Source organism: Paraburkholderia pallida (genome assembly GCF_004524855.1).
GTDB lineage: Bacteria > Pseudomonadota > Gammaproteobacteria > Burkholderiales > Burkholderiaceae > Paraburkholderia > Paraburkholderia oxyphila.
Genome location: NZ_CP038151.1, coordinates 276,654 through 293,038, shown reverse-complemented (window position 1 = coordinate 293,038; position 16,385 = coordinate 276,654). Strand labels below are relative to the sequence as shown.

The window sequence follows — 16,385 nt, the reverse complement described above, 5'->3', positions numbered from 1 at the left end:
TCGCTCTCCTTGTTCCGCCGCCTTGCGCCCCGGTTCCTCACGGCTACAAAGCGAATTAATTTAGCTTTGTTGAATAGCTATTATTAAAGTCAAAACCAGACCAGCGTGCAAGTTGGCGTTTACCACTACAAGAAAGCTTTGTTTAAAAGACAACCCTACTCGCCGAGTGGGTGTTCGCGGAAGCGGACGAAAGTGCGCCTACACTTCGTTGCGCGAGCTGACGCTCGCCGAGCACGATACCGCCGAGGGAGCACGATTCATGCAAGCCAAGACAGACTCACGCCCTATCTACATGGACTACAGCGCGACCACGCCGGTCGACCGGCGCGTGGTCGAGAAGATGGTGCCCTTCCTTCACGAAGATTTCGGCAATCCTGCCTCGCGCAGCCACAGCTATGGCTGGACCGCGGAGGAAGCCGTGGAAACGGCGCGCAGGCACGTGGCCGAGTTGCTGCACGCCGATTCGCGCGAGATCGTCTGGACCTCCGGCGCAACGGAGGGCAACAACCTCGCGATCAAAGGTGCGGCGAACTTCTACAAGGGCAAGGGCCGCCATATCGTCACGGTGAAAGCCGAGCACAAGGCGGTTCTGGACACGTGCCGCGAGTTGGAGCGGCAGGGCTTTGACGTAACGTACCTCGACGTGGGCGCGGATGGGCTGCTCGACTTCGAGACCCTGCGCGCGGCACTGCGCGAGGACACCGTTCTCGTATCGGTCATGATGGTGAACAACGAGACGGGCGTCGTGCAGCCGATTGCCGAGATTGGCGCGCTGTGCCGTGCCCGAGGCATCGTCTTTCATTGCGATGCGGTGCAAGCCGCCGGCAAGATTGCCATCGATGTCAACGCGCTCGGCGTCGATCTGCTGACCGTGACGGCACACAAGCTGTACGGCCCCAAGGGCATTGGCGCGCTCTACGTGCGCCGCAAGCCGCGCGTGCGCATCGAGGCCCAGATGCATGGCGGCGGCCACGAACGCGGCATGCGCTCGGGCACGCTGCCCACGCACCAGATCGTCGGCATGGGCGAAGCGTTCAGGCTCGCGAAGGAAGAGATGGAAGAGGAAAGCCGGCGAGTCGGCGCACTACGCGACCGGCTTCTCGCCGGCCTGACGAAACTGGACGAGGTCTACGTGAACGGGCACCTCACCCGGCGCATTCCTCACAACCTGAATGTGAGCTTCAACTTCGTGGAAGGCGAATCCTTGATCATGGGGATCAAGGGCGTAGCGGTATCGTCGGGGTCGGCGTGCACTTCTGCTTCGCTTGAACCGTCGTACGTGCTGCGCGCGCTCGGGCGCAGCGACGAGCTGGCGCACAGCTCGATACGCTTTACGCTGGGCCGGTTCACGACCGAAGCGGAAGTCGACGAAGTGATCAGGCAAGTCAGCGAGACCGTGGTGAAACTGCGCGCGCTGAGCCCGTTGTGGGACATGCACCTGGAAGGCGTCGACCTTGCGACGATTCAGTGGGCCGCGCATTGAGCCCGCATTGAGGCAGACATGGCGGCGAGACGCGATGGTGCGCCGCCATGGCCGGCTTGCTGCGGGCGGGGAAGCTCGCTCAGGGCTTTTGCTGGCGAGCGATCATATGCGTCAGGTCGAGCGTTGCGCGGTCGCCGTTGCCCACCAGCCGGTCGACAACCGAGCACAGCGCCTTGAATTCGGTCTTCGTCACGCCTTCGAAGAGGACGTTGTTGATGGTCTGCTGATTCTCCGCCAGCTCGCGCAGCGATTTCCAGCCGGCCGTCGTGACCGTCAAACGCATCTTGCGCTTGTCGTCGGGATCCGAGCGCTTGTCGATCAGGCCGAGCTTCTTGAGCTTGCCGGTTTCGAGCGTGACGAACGCGCCGCTCAGGTGTAGATGGTCGGCGAGCCGGTTGACGGTCACGACCTCGTCGTCCGACAAATGAGAGATGGAGACGAGCAAGGAATACTGAATGCCGGTCAGGCCGACCAGCGCGCCGAATCCGTCGCGGATCGACAGCAGGCGCGCCGCGAACGGCAGCAGCCCGTTGATCAGATGGCGAAATTCCCGGTCGCTGCCGTCGACGAGGCAGGCGGGGTTGGTAATCGTCAATACGGACTGATCGTGCTGCTTTGCCATGTCGCTCTTACTCCCCGACTGCTTACGTGGTTACCTTTGCGACCTAATTATAGCGCAAAGGCAGGCCCCTCCCGCACCAGCGTGGTGCATACTTGTGGGCGCCCAAGCCCTGGATTCATGACATGACCTCACTGCCCACCTCAACCGTGCAGACTTTGCTGGAAGGCTATTTGCATGCGAAGGACCAGAACCGGCCCGAGTTGATTGCCGATTGTTTCGCCGATGACGCGGCGTTGACGTTTTCGATTGCAACCGATGAGATCGATTTTCCGCGTAGCGTGAGTGGCGCGACTGCGATTGCGAAGACGCTGGTGGCTGATTTCGGTGAGCGGTTCGATCGGTGTCGCACTTATTATGTGTGCGACGAACCTGTGGTGGATGCAGACGGCGTCTGTGTTATGCCTTGGCTCGTCGTGATGAGAGAGAAGGAGACTGAAGCGCTTCGGCTTGGTAAGGGCGCGTATCGGTGGAGAATTGGCCGCTCGGCCGGAGGTGTGGACAGGATCGTCGCGCTGCATATTCATATCGAACGTATGGATTCGATCGGGGATGCGGGGTCGGTCAAGCTGAGCGCTTTGCAGGAATTGCTGGGTTATCCGTGGCTGCCGCCTGAGATGTTGATGCGCGGTGTGCAGGCGTTTGCTGGGGCCTTTCCCCATGCGGAATTCGCCGCGCTGTTTGAGCGGCCTTCGGAGAGCGATTTCTTGCTCAACGATATGTGAGTATTTTGAAATTTTGATTCGTTGGTTATTGCGTTGCGCTCCGCGCGTTGGCCTTAACTTGTATTCGCGGCGGGCCGCAGGCGTTGCCCCTGTGCGGGGCGGCACCTACTTTTCTTTGCAGCCGCAAAGAAAAGTAGGCAAAAGAAAGCGGCTTAAACCGCCAGTGTGACGCAGTCCCCCACTGCCCTTCTTATCGGAGCGGCTCCGGGGCATCCGTCGCCTCGCACACTCCGCCTTAGTGACAAAGGGCTCATTCTTCCCGCCACGCGCTACGCGCGGGCGGAAGGGTCTGCATGGAAAACCAAGTGGGTTGCCTGGCGAATGAGCGAAGGTCTGCATGGAAAACCGGGCGGGCTGCGTGGCGAATGCGCGAAGTTCTGCCGGGCAAATTGGCGATTGCGCAGAAATGGTTCCTGGCGAATATGCTGGAGTCCTACTGATACGCGAGAGTGCTTCCCTATGAATACGCTGGAGTTCCACGAATACGCGTATATCCCAATGGTTTTGGTTATACCCCACGGCGCGCGGAGCGCCGCCGGATGAATGAGCCCTTAGTCACTCCGCTATATGCCGCGTGGCGACAGACGCCCCGGAGCCGCTCCGATATACAGGGCAGTGGTGGACTGCGTCACACTGGCGGTTTGAGCGGCTTTCTTTTGCCTACTTTTCTTTGCCGCGGCAAAGAAAAGTAGGTGCCGCCCCGCACAGGGGCAACGCCCGCGGCCCGCCGCGAATACAAGTTAAGTCGCAACGCCATAAAGCACCGCAACAAATCAATTCCCAAGCGTGCGCGGCACGCTCAACTTCACTCCCAGTGAGCCACGAGCGCACGCTCGTCATCCAAAGGCCGCAACCTCGCATAGAACACGAGCGAAAGCATGCAAAGCACAATAGCGACTTCCAAAGCGGCACGCGTACCCGAAGCCTCCATCAACTCGCCCCCGGCGATCGACCCCACCCCAAATCCAAGCGCAAGAAATCCCGGCGAAAGCGCAGCAAAACGCCCCACAAGATCATACTGAGGGATCGTAGCAAAGATCAGCAGCGCACCACCGGTCCAGCAAACGATGAACACGACCGAGCCAAGCGCGAACGACAGCGGCGAAGGCGGCAACGCGAGGGAAGCCGCAGCAACCACACACCCCGTGAGATTGAACAGCGTCCAGCGCCGCAAGCCGCCCCCTACGCCAACCTTCGGCATAAACCAGCAAGCAACAAGACTCACGAGATTGGCGGCCGCCAGCACGATGGAAATATACGAACCGCGCAATCCCGCATCGGCGCCAATTTTCTCCAGGAAAGTCCACACGACCCCCACGCCGCCATACAACGCAAACAGCGCTACGAGCGAGAGCAGCGCGCCACCCTTGTCAACGCGCCCTGCCGCTCTCTGTTGCGGCGTCGACAGCGTCTCGCCACGCTCGAACCGCCCTGCGACGCAAGTGAACGGCACGGAAAGCGCAGCCACAAACGTGAAGACGCCAGCCGCGCCCCATGCGGCGCCCAACGACGGAATCACGAACGCAAGCAACGCCATGCCCCAAAGCACTTGCCCCATCACCAGCATGCCGAGATGCCGCTCGGGCGTGCTCGTGTACGAGAGATATCGCATCGCAATGCCATTGAGCGCCCCCGATCCCACGCCCGCCACGCAGCGCAAGAGCGCAAACGCAACAAACCCGTGCACGCCGAGCGTCGCGAGATTCGCGGCTGCCGCCAGCATCGCGGCGGCAACAAGCACGCGCCGAACCGGCTGGCGTCCCAGCACGAACGCCACGAGCAGCGCGCCGCACGACATGCCGAACACTTCGGCGAAGACCGCGATGCCCAGTGTCGCCTCGCCGAAGGCCCAATGCTGAGCGACCTGTCCAACCACCGCGGGCAGCCCCATGAACACCGTCGGCGAGAACACGCCGAGGGCCACCATTGCCGCGACGAACGCAGACTGCGATCGTCGTGTGCCGTTTTCCTTATTCATTGCACCATCCTGTCTCGAGCCAGAGCACTGTGGCCCCGACCGTCTCCTCTACACGCGCGCAGCGCTGCGCCGCGCGCGTTACTTCGAAAGCACCTTCGTCTTGACCCGGTCCCCCGGATCACGCGCGGCGCGTCACGCGTGCAGCGCCTCCCGCACGAAATCGCCCTGTGCGTGCGTGACCTCGCCGTTCATCATCGTGAGGCCGACCTCGACCTTGCCGATCTCGTACTTGCCCACCTCGAACAGGTCGCGTTCGAGCACGATGAGGTCCGCGCGCTTGCCCACGGTCAGCGAGCCGATTTCGTGCTCCATGCCAAGCTGATACGCACCGTGGATCGTGTACGCGGCAATCAGCTGCGGGATGCTCAGGCGCTCGTTGATGTCCGGGAACACGGGCGCATCGGGCTCGCCGGCAAGCTGGCGCGTGTGGCCCGACTCGATGTGCTCGACGGGGTGGTGCTGGCATCGGCACTGGCAGGCCAACCCATCCATGCCGATGGACACTGTCACGCCCTCCTCGATGAAGGTGCGGAACTTGTACATGCTGCTCCAGCGCTTCTCGCCGTAGAACTCGCGAATCGCCTTCGTATAGGTGTCCACCACGCCCCATTGAAGCTGCGTGTTCGCGAGCACGCCCAGGCGACGGAAACGCGGAATGTCGGCCGGATGCGTGAGGAACGCATGCGTGATCACGTGGCGACGATCGCGCGGCGGATTGAGCGTGTTGGCGCGCTCGATCGCGTCGAGCGCGCCGCGCACGGCTGCGTCGCCCACGCAGTGCGCCATGATGTCGACGCCGTTGCGGTCGGCCTCCAGCACGAAGCGGTTGAAGTCCTCGATCGGCGTGTTCGGCTCGCCGCAATAGTGCGGCCGGTCCGCATACGGTTCCAGCAGATAAGCCGTATGGTTCATCTCGGTGCCGTCGAGAAACAGCTTGAGCGTGCGCGCCTTCACGAGCGGCGACTGATAGCGCGCGCGATACTCGAGGATCGTTTCCACAGGGTCGCGCGTCGCCTCGATCGCCGCATAGCTGCCCACCACGCGCAGCTTGAGCGCGCGGTCGCGCTCCATGCGCATCAAGGTCTCGTACAGCCACGTTTGATCGCCGCTCGGGTCGATGAAGCCGGCATCGAAGACGGTCGTGATGCCCGCCGCCACCAGCTTCTTTTGCCACTTCACGAACGAGTCGTAATAGAGCTCGCCCCACGGCGGCAGAAAGCCGGCAGCGGAGAGGCGGCGCATGAGCAGCGAATAAGCGGCGCCGTCGACGATCACGCCCGTGGGCTCGCCCGACACCGGATCCTTTTCGAACCAGCTCGCGCCTTCTTCGACAGGCGGCGTGGATGCGTCGATCCCGCCAACCTCGAGCGCCTTCGAGTTCACCCACATCGTATGAAAGTCGGTCGAAAGCAGGCATACCGGGCGATCGGCGCAAATCGCATCGAGCGTCTCGCGATTGAGCAGTTCGGCTGGCATGGCCGCCTGCACCCAGCCCATGCCGATGATGCTTTTCTCGTGCGGATGCGCCTCGACGTAGGCACGCAGCGCGTCCAGCACCTGCTGCGGATCTTCGAAGTTGATGAACGCCTGCGCGGCAAATGCCGTGGTGGAGAAATGCCAGTGCGATTCGACGAAGCCCGGCAGCATCAACCGGCCGCCGGCGTCGATCGTGCGCGTATGCACACCGGCAAAGCGCTGCGCGCCGAGCGTATCGCCGACGAAGACGATCCTGCCCTCGCGCACCGCAACCGCGTTCGCCCAGGGACAATGCGGATCGACGGTATAGGCCCGTGCATTCGTGAAAATGACGTCGGCCGGCGTCTCCTTGTGTTCGTTCTGTAGATTCATGGCGGGATTCGATGTGGAAATTCAACGTGCCTTTAATCGAAGGCAGGCGACAAAGGTATCGGCTCGCTCCGCCCAGGTATGCCCTACTCGAAGGAGGGCAACCCGCAATTTCCCGCGCGGCGCGCGCGGCTGGGCCGGCCCGGAAGAGCCCCTGCGCATCGCGCCAATACGGCGGATGGGGCCGGTTGTCACCCGCACGGCCGCGGATACTGGACGAATTCACGGATTTTGGTGGCGCGGGCTTTCTGATAATGTTCCGCGCAAGACTGACAAGACGACAGACCGGGGGTGACACCATGCAACTGAACGTCGACCCATTCAATCAAAGCGCCCGCTACCTCAATGTGCCGATCAGGTCGATGGGCGAGGTCGTCGAAGCCGTCGGCCTGCCGCACTTCGTGCGCCGCCTCACGCTGTTTCTGAACGATCTCGTGCCGCTCGACTATGTGCACGTCGAGCGTTCGCGCCTCGACAGCCGCTCGCCGCTCGGTTATCGCAGCGAGTGGCTCGGCAGCGGTGCCGTAGACGAAGCGCAGTCCGTCGTCGACGATGTGATGTCGCTCTACTACGAGCGCTTCCAGGCCCTCGATCCGCTATTCGCAGACATCCGGACCACCGTGGGGACGCACCTCGTGGTGCGCGACATGAGCCAGGTGCCCGCCGGCGAGTTTCGCGAACGGATCTTCGACAGCCGCGAGGTCGCCCACGAGTGCGTGCTGACGAAGAGCGACCGGCGCACGCAATGCTCGCTCGCGCTCGTGCGCCGCGATCATCTTCCACCGTTTTCGCTCGCAGACCTGAATTATCTGAGGCACCTCGGCGACCTGCTTTTTCCGCTGCTGGAGCTGCACGCGTCCACGGCTGCGATCAAGCGGACCACCAACGCCGTGGTCGATACCGATCCGCTCGCGCTATTCGACACGCGCATTGCGAGCGACGGCATCCGGCTATCGAAGCGCGAATACGACACCTGCAGGCATTTGATCAGGGGGCACACGGTGCCGGAGATCGCGACGATTCTGGGCGTGCTGCAAACGACCGCGAAATCGTATGTGCAGCGCGCGTTCGCGAAGCTCGGGGTGAGGACGCGGCGCGAGCTGGCGCAATGGGCGTTGGGGCAGCCTGCACAAAAGGAGCGTGCCGGCTGAATGCACGCGTATGCGTTATGCCTTCACCACCGCCAATCCAGCCTCCTCGATCGGGCGAATCAATCGGGCGGGCGCGGCCGCGTCCACGATGAGCGTCTGCGCGAGATCCAAATCGCCGATGCGGTATTGCGAGGCCGCATTGAGCTTTGACGCGCAGGCCAGTACAACCGTCTCCGCCGCACGCGCCGCGAGCGCCCGCTTGACGTACGCTTCCTCGTAATCGCCGGTGCTCAGCCCGGCCTTCGCGTGCACGCCGGTCACGCCCATGAAGTACAGGTCGGCATGCACGTGTGACATGGCCTCCACGGCGGCCGCGCCCACGCTCACCACCGAGTGCTTGTAGAGCTTCCCGCCGATCAGCACGACTTCCACGGCCGGATGCGCAGCCAGCGCGACGGCGATGCTCGGGCTGTGCGTGACCACCGTTGCCACGAGATCGGGCGCGAGGCATTGCACGAGCAGCGCGGAGGTCGTCCCGCCGTCGACGATCACCACCTGGCCGGGCTCGATCATGCTCGCCGCCTTGCGCGCGACGCGGCGCTTGGCGTCCACGTCCATGTCCTCGCGCTCGGCAAGCGGCGCGATCGCAGCCGAAGCAGGCAAAGCCCCACCATGCACGCGCTGCACCCGCCCCTGAGCCGCCAGCTCGCGCAAGTCCCTGCGCACCGTGTCTTCCGACACGCCGAACCTCGCACTCAGCTCGCCCGCCAGCACCTGGCCGTCGCGCGCCAGCGCTTCCAGGATGGCCTTCTTTCTTTGATCTGTCAGCATCAATTGCACGAATTTTCTTGAAACTACACGAGTCTGCACGTTACCATGGGCCGCATTGAATGTCGACCATCGCCTGGAGCCGCCCGTGACCGCCACCCAAGACCGAGTCCGTATCGTCGAAACTGCCGTGCTTTCGGACAATTGGTACGTGCTCAAGAAGATCACCTTCGATTTCCTGCGCCGTAACGGCACGTGGCAGCGCCAGAGCCGCGAAGCCTACGACCGCGGCAACGGCGCAACGATCCTGCTGCACAACCCCGCGACCGGCAACGTCGTGCTCACGCGGCAATTCCGCATGCCCGTATTCATCAACGGCCATGACGGCATGCTGATCGAGGCGGCAGCCGGTCTGCTCGACGATGCCACGCCCGAGGCACGCATATGCGCCGAGGCCGAAGAAGAGACCGGCTTTCGCGTGCGCAACCTGCGCAAGGTATTCGAAGCCTATATGAGCCCCGGCTCCGTCACGGAAAAGCTCTACTTCTATCTGGGCGAGTACGACGACGCCGGACGCACCGGCCACGGCGGCGGCATCGAGGACGAAGGTGAGGATATCGAAGTGATTGAAATGCCGTTGCACGATGCACTGGCCGCAATCGAGCGCGGTGAAATTGTGGACGGCAAGACCATCATGCTGCTCCAGTACGCGGCGCTGCACGAATGCGCGAACGGCCACCAGCGCTAATCCCCAGCCGCTACAATGCCCGGCAGGATTTCAATCTGGATAGAGCCCCATGTACATCGTCTCGCTGACCTACACCGCCTCGCTCGAGCGCATCGACGACGCCCTTCCTGCCCATCGCGACTGGCTCGACGCACAGTTCGCCGCCGGCAATTTCGTGGCAGCGGGGCCGAAGGTGCCGCGCGACGGCGGCGTGATCCTCGCATCGAACATGGAGCGCGCACGGCTCGACGCCCTGCTCGCGACCGATCCATTTGCCGAGCAGGATCTCGTCGTCTACGCCGTCACGGAGTTCAAGGCCACACGTCTCGCGCCGGGCCTGAACCTGCCGCGGCCCGAGGCCCCATGAAAGTCGAAAACTCGGAACTCGAAGCCTTCGTCGCCGTGGCGGAGCTCGGCACGTTTCATCGCGCCGCCGAAAAGCTGCACCTCACGCAACCTGGGCTCTCGCGGCGCATCCAGAAGCTCGAGCAGGCGCTGGGCGTCGAGCTCTTTCACCGCACCACGCGCAGTGTCACGCTCACGGGCGTGGGCCGCCAGTTCCTGCCGATGGCGCGCGAGCAGATCGCGCAGCTCGGCATGATGCTCACCTCCATTCAGGAGATCGCCGAAAAGCGCTACGGCAAGGTGCGTGTCTCGAGCATCCCCACCGTGGTGGCACGCCTGCTGCCCGACGTGCTGCGCCAGTACGCGCGCAAGTATCCGCAAATCGGCGTGCAGATCCTCGACGGCAATCACGATTTCGTGCTCTCGCAAGTGCGCGCGGGACTCGCCGAATTCGGCGTGAGCCTGCATCCCGGCGACGACGAAGACCTCGTGTTCGAGCCGCTGTTCGAGGACCGCTACGTGCTCGCCGTGCACCGCGACGACCCGCTCGCGCAGGCCGAATCGCTCACGCTCGGCGACCTGCGCCACGCAAAGCTCGTGATCGGCGGGCGCGACAGCGGCAATCGTCTGCTGCTCGAAATGCTGATGAGCCAGGAGTCCGTACGGCTGCGCTGGTTCTACGAAGTCGAGCACATCTCCTGCGTGGCCGCGCTCGTTGCCTCGGGCGTGGGCTGCGCGATCCTGCCCGAAAGCGCGGTGGGCGAAACGGGCGCGCTCGCCTCGCCCGCCGTACGCGCCGTGCCGCTCGCGAGTCCCGCGATCGCCCGCACGGTGGGCATCGTGCGCCATCGCACCGTCTCCATGTCGAGCATGGCGGCCGACCTGTGCGCGCTCGTGAAGGCCGCTGTGGCCTAAAGTGGCGGCCTGGCACCGTAGCCTGGCACGGTGGCCTCACGCAGCAACCTCACGCAGCTGCCTGAAATCCGCCGGCTCGCGTTTGCAGGCGCTCCCCCTGCGCACGGTGGACCGTTTGATAGCGTTTGCGCATGAATCGCGAGCAGACTCGCATTGGACGCCCGCAAATTGGCCACCGACGATACGGTCAAGCACAGTGCCAATAGCAAGGAGCCTCCATGCATTTCGACGTCATATTGCGCCACGGCGAGCTGATCGACGGCACCGGCGCGCCCCGCTTCAGCGCCGACGTTGGCGTGAGCGGCGAGCGCATCGCTGCCATCGGCGATTTGAGCGGCGCAACGGCCACGCACGAGATCGACGTTGCGGGCCATATCGTCGCCCCCGGTTTCATCGACAGCCATACGCACGACGACGCCTTCGTCCTGACCGACCCCGGCGTCGAGCCCAAGATCTGCCAGGGCGTGACCACCGTGGTCGCCGGCAATTGCGGCATCAGCCTCGCGCCGCTGCGCGCGGAACGTGAAGTCCCGCAGCCGCTCGATCTGCTCGGCGCGTGGCAGGCATTCCGCTTTCCCTCTTTCGCCGAGTATCTCGCCGCGCTCGACGCCACGCCCGCCGCCGTGAACACGGTAGCGCTGGTGGGCCATTCGACGCTGCGCGTGCGTCACATGAGCGATCTGCAACGCGAGGCCAACGCCCATGAGATCGCCGCCATGGCCGTCGACGTGCGCGAGGCGATGAGCGCGGGCGCCTTCGGCGTGTCGTCGGGCACCTTCTACCCGCCCGCCGCCGCTGCAACGCAGCAAGAGCTGATCGACGTCTGCGCGCCGCTGCGCGAGACGGGGGGCGTATTCGCCACGCACCTGCGCGACGAAACCGCTGAAATCATGGCGTCCCTCGAAGAGGCCTTCGCGATCGGCCGCGCGCTCGATGTGCGCGTCGTGCTCTCGCATCACAAGGTTGCCGGCAAGGAGAATCATGGCCGCTCGGTGCAAACGCTCGCGCGCATCGACGCCCAGCGCACGCTGCAGCCGCTGTGTCTCGACTGCCACCCCTATCCCGCCACCTCGACGATGCTGCGCGCGGACCGCATCCGCCAGTCTTCACACGTGATGCTCGCCTGGTCGAAGCCGCATCCCGAGCTCGCGGGGCGCGACTTTCACGAGCTGCTGCCGCGCTTTGGCGGCTCCATCGAAGCCGCCATCGAAGCGCTGCGCCCGGCTGGCGCCATCTACTTCGTGATGGATGAGCGCGACGTCGAGCGCATCTTCCAGAACGAGATGACGATGGTGGGCTCGGACGGCCTGCCCAACGACACGCGGCCGCACCCGCGCCTGTGGGGCACGTTCCCGCGCGTGCTGGGCGAGTTCTCGCGCACGCGCGGCCTGTTCCCGCTCGAGGCGGCTGTGCGCAAGATGACCGGACTCACGGCCGAGCAGTTCGGCATCGAAGCGCGCGGGCACCTGAAAGTGGGCCACTACGCCGACCTCGTGGTGTTCGATCCCGCGCGCGTGATCGACCGCGCGACCTTCGCGCAGCCCACGCTGCGCCCCGAGGGCATCGAGCACGTCTTCGTCAACGGCCAGGCCGTGCTCTCGCACGCCAAGCCAACCGGCAATCGACCCGGGCGCGCGCTGCGCCGCCAGCAAGCGGGCGCGGCTTCGGCAAGCGCACCCGCCACGCCGCCGAACGCATCATCGAACACATCGTCGAACGCAACCCCAAACGCAACCGAGCACGCCTGACGCGTGCAACCTGGCAGGGAGTGATCATGGCAAGTACCGACGGGGCGGCTCGCCCGCCCGGCATGCAGTCCGGCGCGCATCCGTATGCGAGCCTCGACGCGCCCGACATCGACACGCTCTATGCCAAGCTCACGCGCCGCATCATTCCGCTGATCCTCGTGTGCTACTTCTTCGGCTACCTGGACCGCGTGAACGTGGGCTTCGCGAAGCTGCAGATGGTGAACGATCTTCAGTTATCCGAAGCGTCATACGGCGTGGGCGCGGGGCTGTTCTTCATCGGCTACCTGCTGCTGCAGATCCCCGCGGGCGGGCTCGTCAAGCGCATCGGCGTGAAGAAGTGCATTGCGGGCTCGATGCTCGCGTGGGGCCTCGTCTCCATCGCGACGCTCGCCACGCGCGACCAGACCAGCTTCTACGCGCTGCGCTTCCTGCTGGGCGTGACCGAGGCGAGTTTCTTCCCGGCCGTGATCGCTTACTTCAGCGTGTGGTTTCCGTCGCGCCGGCTCTCGAAGGTGATGGCGCTGCTGTTTCTGGCGATGCCGCTGGGCGTGGTGATCGGCGGACCGCTCTCGGGCTGGATCATGGACGCCGCGCACGGCGGACTTGGCCTGCGCGGCTGGCAGTGGATGTTTCTGATCGAGGGGCTGCCTGCCGTGCTGCTCGGCTTCTATCTGCTCGCCACGGTCACCGAGCGCATCGACGACGCCCACTGGCTCAGCGACGCTGAGAAGCGCATGGTCCACGCCGAGATGGCCACGGAGGCCGAAGGCAAGCGCGCGCATCTGGGCGCCGCGCTGCGCGAGCCCACGCTGTGGCTGCTCTTTTTCACCTCGTTTCTCTACAACGTGGGCAACTACGGGCTGATCTTCTGGATGCCCACCATGATCAAGGCGCTCGGCACGCTCAGCAACTTCGCGATCGGCCTGATCAGCGCGGTGCCGTATCTCGTGGCATCCATCGCGATGGTCGCGAACGCGCAACATTCGGTGCGCACCGGCGAGCGCCGCTGGCACACGGCTGCGCCCGTGATCGTGGGCGGCGTGGCGCTGCTCGCGAGCGTGGGCATGCGCGCGCATCCGGTGTTGGCCGTGGCCTGCCTGACCGTGGGCGTGGCCGGCATCATGAGCACGCTCGCGATGTTCTGGAGCCTGCCTTCGCGCATCCTCGCCGGCGACGCGGCTGCTAGCGGCGCGGGCCTCGTGAACATCGGCGCGGCCGTCGCGGGCTTCGTGGGACCGTCCATCATGGGCTACCTCAAGGGCCTCACCGGCAGCACCGAGGTGGGCGTCGCGCTGCTCGCGCTAGCGCTCTTCAGCGCGGCGGCGCTGATCCTCGCGATTCCTCGCCGCTTCATGGGACGCGCATGAACGCGGTGCCGCTGCCGCGCGATGCGCGCTCGCTGGCCCACGAGGTCCGCGCGGGCCGCGCGAGCGCCGAAGCACTCGTACGCGCCGCGCTCGCCGATATCGCCGCGCGCGACGCACAGCACAACGCCGTCTCGATGATCTTCGAAGCACGCGCGCTGGACGACGCGCGCCGCGTGGACGCCGCCGTGCGTGCGGGCCGCGATCCTGGGCCGCTCGCGGGCGTGCCATTTCTGGTGAAGAGCAACTTCGACGTGGCCGGCTACACGACCGTGGCCGGCTCGCCCGCACGGCTCGCGCTGCCGCCTGCGCAAGCGGACGCCACGCTGGTCGCGCGCTTGTGCGCGGCGGGCGCGGTGCCGCTGGGCGCCACGCACATGGACGAACTCGCGTGCGGCGCCACCGGCGAGAATCCGCACTTTGGCGCGGTGCGCCTGCCCACAGATCCCACGCGCATGACGGGCGGCTCGTCGAGCGGCTCGGCCGCGGCCGTCGCGGCAGGCTACGTGGCGCTCGCGCTCGGCAGCGACACCAACGGATCGATCCGCGCGCCGGCCGCGCTATGCGGCGTGTGGGGCGTGAAGCCCGATAACGGCCGGCTCGCGATGCAAGGATGTCTGCCCTATGCCACGTCGCTCGACGTGGCGGGCGGCTTTGCGCGTAGCTTCGGCGATCTCGTCGCGCTTTATGAAGCGCTGCTTGGCGCGCAAGGCCATGCAGAGGCCGCACGTGTACGCGCCGCAATATCCAGCCAGCAGCCGTTGCGCGTGGCCGTACTCACCGGAGGCTTCGAGCAGTTCGCCGATGCGCACGCACGCCGTGCCGTGCAGCGCGCTGCTGCGTGCTTCGAGCATGCCGAGCCGGAGCCCGTCGAAGAAGCCTTGCTCGAAGACGCACGCGCCGCCGCGCTCACGGTCTCCAACTACGAACTGGCACGCGCGCATCGCACGCTGCTGAACGCCGATCCCTCGCACGTCTCCGAACGCCTGCGCGCGCGCATCGTCACGGGTCTTTCGACGAACGAAGCGGCCTACGCACGGGCGCTCGTGCAGCGCGCAACATGGTGTGAGCACATGAGCCCCCTCTTCGCGCGCTACGACGTGCTCATCGCACCCGCCACGCCTTGCGCGGCCCCGCGTTTCGCCGATGCCACTGTCGACGTGAACGGCACGGCGCTCGAACCCGCAAAGATGCTTGGCCGGCTCACGCAGCCCATTTCGTTCGCGGCGCTGCCTGTCGTGAGCGTGCCTTGCCACGCGCCGGGCGAGCTGCCTTCGGGCATGCAATTGATCGGCGCGCCCGGTACGCTTGCCGCGTGCTTTGCCGCTGCGCGGCGCATCGCCGTGCAGCGCGGCGAAGACGTGGATGCCATCTGACGCCACGCGGTTCGCAGGAACGGTAGCACCGATTCAACGCCCTTATTGCGCCTGCATCATCCCCGACCAGACGATCTCCAGCTCCACGCCAATCGAGCGCGCGAGGCCGTCGAGGCCCGGAAACAGCGAGGCGTTCGTGATGTTCATGCGGTAGAGCCACTTCATGGCGTCCATGCGGATGCGTGCGGGCAGCACGATCTGATGCAGCAGTTCCTCGTTGCTTTCGTAGCCGTCGAGAATGGCCTGCAACGGCCTGTCGATCACGCCGGGCACGACGAAGGTGCCGGACTGCGCGACGAGCCGGTCGTCCATTTCGGTGGGCTCGCCTGACCAGAGAATTTCGTTGGTATTGCAGAAGAAATAACGTTCGAAGTGATCGGGCACGCGGGGGTCGATCACGTCGCGCGTGAGCACCGGATCGGCTTTCGGGCGGGCGCGGTTGTTCCAGAGCGCGGGGGTATTGAGCGCGTAGACGGCGGCGTCGCCGGTCGCGCGTTCGAGCGCGAAGAAGGCCGCCACGAACGGGCTCTTCGTGAAGTCCAGCAGGCGGGTGGGCGCGCCGTGGTGCTGCATGAGCGCGAGACAGCGCAGATCGTCGGCGAGGATGGCGGGATGCGCGAGGAAGTTGTGTGCCTTGCGGCGAAACACGCGGATTGCGCGCTCCTCGCGTGCGCGCCATTGGTTGCGGTCGTCTACGAAGTCGCGCATGTAGCGCGAGAGCGAGCTCTCCAGCCGCCACTGGGCGTTTTGCTGCCCGCGGAATGCCCAGCCGTCGAGCTGGGTTGTCAGCTCCATGAACTGGTTCCAGTTGGTGAGTTCGGTGGTTTGCATGAGTGGTGGCCTTGGGCGGCGCGGGGCCTTGGGGGCGATTGTCTGGCGGATCGCGCGTGTGCGTGTGTGTGTGCGTCTGACACGCTATCACAGTGACGATTACATCGTGAAGTCATATGGTGCATCGGTGGCCCGTTGATGATGGCCCTTGCAGAGGGTCGCCCTGACGGCAATTGCGCGATTTGCTGGGCGCTAGTTGCCCTGGACTTTTTTTTGTTGGGATTCTTTGTGGCTTTGGCCTTAACTTGTTTTCGCGGCGGGCCCCGGGCGTTGCCCCTGTGCGGGGCGGCACCTACTTTTCTTTGCAGCCGCAAAGAAAAGTAGGCAAAAGAAAGCGGCTCACACCGCCAGTGTGACGCCGTCCCCCACTGCCCCGTCCATCGGAGCGGCTCCGGGGCATCCGTCGCCTCGCACACTCCGCGTTAGTGACAAAGGGCTCATTCTTCCCGCCACGCGCTACGCGCGGGCGGAAGGGTTTGCAACGAAAACCAAGTGGGCTGGCCGGCGAATGCGCGGGGGGTGCCACCTGGTAAGTGTGCGAAGGTGCGAACCGGTAAATGCGCGGGAGTG

At 64.9% G+C, this 16,385-nt stretch carries 15 protein-coding genes; 10 read left to right on the top strand and 5 right to left on the bottom strand.

Annotated features, from left to right (window positions below; genetic code table 11):
- The first annotated feature begins 259 nt into the window (after positions 1 to 259).
- The gene (locus E1956_RS36240; protein WP_134758193.1) at positions 260 to 1,483 is read left to right on the top strand and encodes an IscS subfamily cysteine desulfurase; all 1,224 of its coding nucleotides are present in this window, start codon (positions 260 to 262) and stop codon (positions 1,481 to 1,483) included.
- A gap of 79 nt (positions 1,484 to 1,562) precedes the next feature.
- On the opposite strand, the gene E1956_RS36235 is transcribed toward E1956_RS36240, so the two are convergent.
- Positions 1,563 to 2,105: a MarR family winged helix-turn-helix transcriptional regulator gene (locus E1956_RS36235; protein WP_134758192.1), complete on the bottom strand. Its 543-nt coding sequence runs from the start codon at positions 2,103 to 2,105 to the stop codon at positions 1,563 to 1,565.
- Positions 2,106 to 2,227: 122 nt separating this feature from the next.
- Here E1956_RS36235 and E1956_RS36230 point away from each other — a divergent pair, with 122 nt between their 5' ends.
- The gene (locus E1956_RS36230; RefSeq protein ID WP_134758191.1) at positions 2,228 to 2,827 is read left to right on the top strand and encodes a nuclear transport factor 2 family protein; all 600 of its coding nucleotides are present in this window, start codon (positions 2,228 to 2,230) and stop codon (positions 2,825 to 2,827) included.
- A 293-nt stretch (positions 2,828 to 3,120) separates the two neighbouring features.
- Complete coding sequence (locus E1956_RS46420) at positions 3,121 to 3,267, top strand: hypothetical protein (protein ID WP_167760240.1); 147 nt, start codon at positions 3,121 to 3,123, stop codon at positions 3,265 to 3,267.
- A gap of 365 nt (positions 3,268 to 3,632) precedes the next feature.
- Here the strand turns inward: E1956_RS46420 and E1956_RS36225 are convergent, their stop codons facing one another.
- Positions 3,633 to 4,805 carry an MFS transporter gene (locus tag E1956_RS36225; RefSeq protein ID WP_134758190.1) on the bottom strand — a complete coding sequence of 391 codons (1,173 nt, stop codon included), beginning with the start codon at positions 4,803 to 4,805 and terminating at the stop codon, positions 3,633 to 3,635.
- A 132-nt stretch (positions 4,806 to 4,937) separates the two neighbouring features.
- On the bottom strand, positions 4,938 to 6,653 hold the full coding sequence (locus E1956_RS36220; protein WP_134758189.1) for an amidohydrolase: 1,716 nt from the start codon (positions 6,651 to 6,653) through the stop codon (positions 4,938 to 4,940).
- 296 nt (positions 6,654 to 6,949) lie between these two features.
- Between E1956_RS36220 and E1956_RS36215 the strand changes: the two genes are divergently transcribed.
- Positions 6,950 to 7,801: a helix-turn-helix transcriptional regulator gene (locus E1956_RS36215; RefSeq protein ID WP_134758188.1), complete on the top strand. Its 852-nt coding sequence runs from the start codon at positions 6,950 to 6,952 to the stop codon at positions 7,799 to 7,801.
- 15 nt (positions 7,802 to 7,816) lie between these two features.
- Here E1956_RS36215 and E1956_RS36210 read toward each other — a convergent pair whose 3' ends face one another.
- Positions 7,817 to 8,572: a DeoR/GlpR family DNA-binding transcription regulator gene (locus E1956_RS36210; protein WP_134758187.1), complete on the bottom strand. Its 756-nt coding sequence runs from the start codon at positions 8,570 to 8,572 to the stop codon at positions 7,817 to 7,819.
- A gap of 85 nt (positions 8,573 to 8,657) precedes the next feature.
- Between E1956_RS36210 and E1956_RS36205 the strand changes: the two genes are divergently transcribed.
- From E1956_RS36205 to E1956_RS36180, 6 genes are all read left to right on the top strand, one after another.
- On the top strand, positions 8,658 to 9,257 hold the full coding sequence (locus tag E1956_RS36205; RefSeq protein ID WP_134758186.1) for an NUDIX domain-containing protein: 600 nt from the start codon (positions 8,658 to 8,660) through the stop codon (positions 9,255 to 9,257).
- Positions 9,258 to 9,306: 49 nt separating this feature from the next.
- Complete coding sequence (locus E1956_RS36200; RefSeq protein WP_134758185.1) at positions 9,307 to 9,603, top strand: YciI family protein; 297 nt, start codon at positions 9,307 to 9,309, stop codon at positions 9,601 to 9,603.
- Positions 9,600 to 10,496: a LysR family transcriptional regulator gene (locus tag E1956_RS36195; protein WP_134758184.1), complete on the top strand. Its 897-nt coding sequence runs from the start codon at positions 9,600 to 9,602 to the stop codon at positions 10,494 to 10,496. Before E1956_RS36200 ends, E1956_RS36195 begins: the two co-directional genes overlap by 4 nt.
- 218 nt (positions 10,497 to 10,714) lie before the next feature.
- Positions 10,715 to 12,244, top strand: coding sequence for an N-acyl-D-amino-acid deacylase family protein (locus tag E1956_RS36190; protein WP_134758183.1), 1,530 nt, complete (start codon positions 10,715 to 10,717; stop codon positions 12,242 to 12,244).
- Between the two features lie 26 nt (positions 12,245 to 12,270).
- Positions 12,271 to 13,611: an MFS transporter gene (locus tag E1956_RS36185; RefSeq protein ID WP_134758182.1), complete on the top strand. Its 1,341-nt coding sequence runs from the start codon at positions 12,271 to 12,273 to the stop codon at positions 13,609 to 13,611.
- The gene (locus tag E1956_RS36180; RefSeq protein WP_134758181.1) at positions 13,608 to 14,984 is read left to right on the top strand and encodes an amidase family protein; all 1,377 of its coding nucleotides are present in this window, start codon (positions 13,608 to 13,610) and stop codon (positions 14,982 to 14,984) included. The genes E1956_RS36185 and E1956_RS36180 overlap by 4 nt, the downstream gene beginning before the upstream one ends.
- Positions 14,985 to 15,026: 42 nt before the next feature.
- On the opposite strand, the gene E1956_RS36175 is transcribed toward E1956_RS36180, so the two are convergent.
- Positions 15,027 to 15,815 carry an FRG domain-containing protein gene (locus E1956_RS36175; RefSeq protein WP_134758180.1) on the bottom strand — a complete coding sequence of 263 codons (789 nt, stop codon included), beginning with the start codon at positions 15,813 to 15,815 and terminating at the stop codon, positions 15,027 to 15,029.
- Between the last annotated feature and the right edge of the window lie 570 nt (positions 15,816 to 16,385).